General features: G+C 57.8%; 2 protein-coding genes. One reads left to right on the top strand and one right to left on the bottom strand.

The features are described 5' to 3' along the window. Window positions 1–32: 32 nt before the first annotated feature. A complete protein-coding gene (locus tag L5014_RS38470) occupies window positions 33–1433 on the bottom strand; it encodes a transposase (protein ID WP_238469083.1) in 1401 nt (466 codons plus the stop codon). Between the two features lie 111 nt (window positions 1434–1544). On the opposite strand from L5014_RS38470, the gene L5014_RS38465 reads away from it, so the two are divergent. Further along, a complete protein-coding gene (locus L5014_RS38465; RefSeq protein ID WP_238469082.1) occupies window positions 1545–1796 on the top strand; it encodes a PBPRA1643 family SWIM/SEC-C metal-binding motif protein in 252 nt (83 codons plus the stop codon). The last annotated feature ends 94 nt before the right edge of the window (window positions 1797–1890 follow it).

The raw sequence follows: 1890 nt of genomic DNA, 5'->3' as shown, positions 1-1890 counted from the left end.
CTCGTGAGTGCCGAATTCGAGCCCATTTTCGGCTAGGTTCCCAGTCGGAACATCTCGAATGTCTCGGGGTCCTGCCTTTCTGTGATGAATTTTGCGAAGAAATGGGTTCCGGTGCTATTCACGAGAAATTCCGGCAGGCACTGGCGCAGTGCGTTGGCGACGACGAGCTCCGATGGCGGGATGCCGGGGCGGATGGTGCGTAACCAGGATCCAAACGAGTTCCAGACGAGCGACGGAAACACGGCGGCCAGATACTGGAGCAGTCCCTGGCAGACGATGCCGGCTTGCATGAAAACGTGATAGGCGTGGATCTTTCGCTTGACGGCGTTGCGGTAATCGAGCGACTCGCGATGCATGTATTGATCGCCGCTACGGCGGGCAAGCGGCTTCATGTCCTGCATCCAGAAGTGGTACGCGAATGTGCCGATCCGGTGCACCGCCTGTTTGAAACTGTACTCGATCTTGAAGCGCAATCCATACAGGCGAATGATCTCGATGGCGTCGAGATTGAGGTCGGTGCACATCAGCAGGCATGAACCCCTGACGGGGTGAATCACGGCGACGAAGCGAACCAGTTGGCCGCACGCGGGCCACAGCAGATCGCAGACCCGATAGTGGATGGTGACATTGTGCTCGCCATAAACCGGGCTGGGGGCGCATTGCATGGCCTGGGGATCATCCAGTAGCGATCTGAGTTTGACCTTCTCGCCATAGCGCCTGGGACGCCCGCGTTTGCGCGCGCCTTCGTGCACGAACGGGGCACAGGCAACCGCGTTGGTTTTCACGCGCGTTACAAGGTGATTTCCGTTCTCGCGAAGGCCTTTGATGATCTTGCCCGCGGCGTAGAAGGCATCAGCCACGAAGTAGAACGGCTCCTGCACTGAGGCGATACCCAGTAGCGAGATCATCTTGTCGAGCAAGGTACGTCGATCGCGATTGGTCCACACCAGGCCTTCGTGAATGCGCACAGCCAGCGGTACGGCGAAGACGCTGTTGGCGGCCCGCACGAGCATGCTGACGGCCTGCATGGAGTGCCCCATGATGTACTCGGGCTTGGTGTTGGAGTCGGACTGTTGATGCAGCAGCTTGACGCCGGGCATCTTCTTGCCGGACTTGGCCACCTTGATGCCATCTCCGACCAGAACGCGCCGACCATTGACGCGTAGCGGGTCAGGGAACAGGCGCAGCACCGCCTGAGTCCACAGCGACGAAAGCCGATCGAGCTGCACGGCGTCGCTATGCAGGCTGTCTCGCAGTTTGTTGTACAGGGCCGGGCGCAGTTTGAGCGCACGCACGATGCTGGTCACGCCCAGCAACTCGGTGCGCACCGTCAACCCTGCCACGGCAGTTGTGAACCACATGAAGCTGCGCAGGCGGGAGAACGCAGGCCGCAGCAACCAGATCGCATCCCACCAAGCCGTCCAAAGCGTCATCGTTAGTTATCGAGCTTTTTATTGACTGATTCGTATAGTACTACTAAATTAATAGCCAAAGAATGGAAGTTGAAAAACTTCGCCCCCTTAACCACAATCATAGGATCGAACATGCCAAAGATTGGCTCAGAGCAACGACCGATCATTGTCCGAGTGACGTCAGAAGATCGTGCTCACTATGTGGCGCAAGTATGCAAGCAGAACGGGTGGCATTACATCATTGGCTTCGAAGCTCAAGAGGACATTTCTGACCTTGAGAATGCGCTCAATCCACCGTTACCCATGCAGTCCACCAAGGTGGAGCGCAACAGCCCCTGTCCCTGCGGTTCGGGGCGAAAATACAAGAAGTGCTGCGGCGCTTAGGCAAACGGCAGTGGATCGCCGAGAAGTGGACTAACGCTCTCGAGCGTCGAGCCGAGACCGTGAAAATGGCGAGCAAGAACTCGGCACTCTCGAG

The organism is Paraburkholderia tagetis, assembly GCF_022213065.1.
Classification (GTDB): Bacteria; Pseudomonadota; Gammaproteobacteria; order Burkholderiales; family Burkholderiaceae; genus Paraburkholderia; species Paraburkholderia tagetis.
Note: the sequence above shows the minus strand (reverse complement) of the source record. Positions and strands in the feature narration are given on the sequence as shown.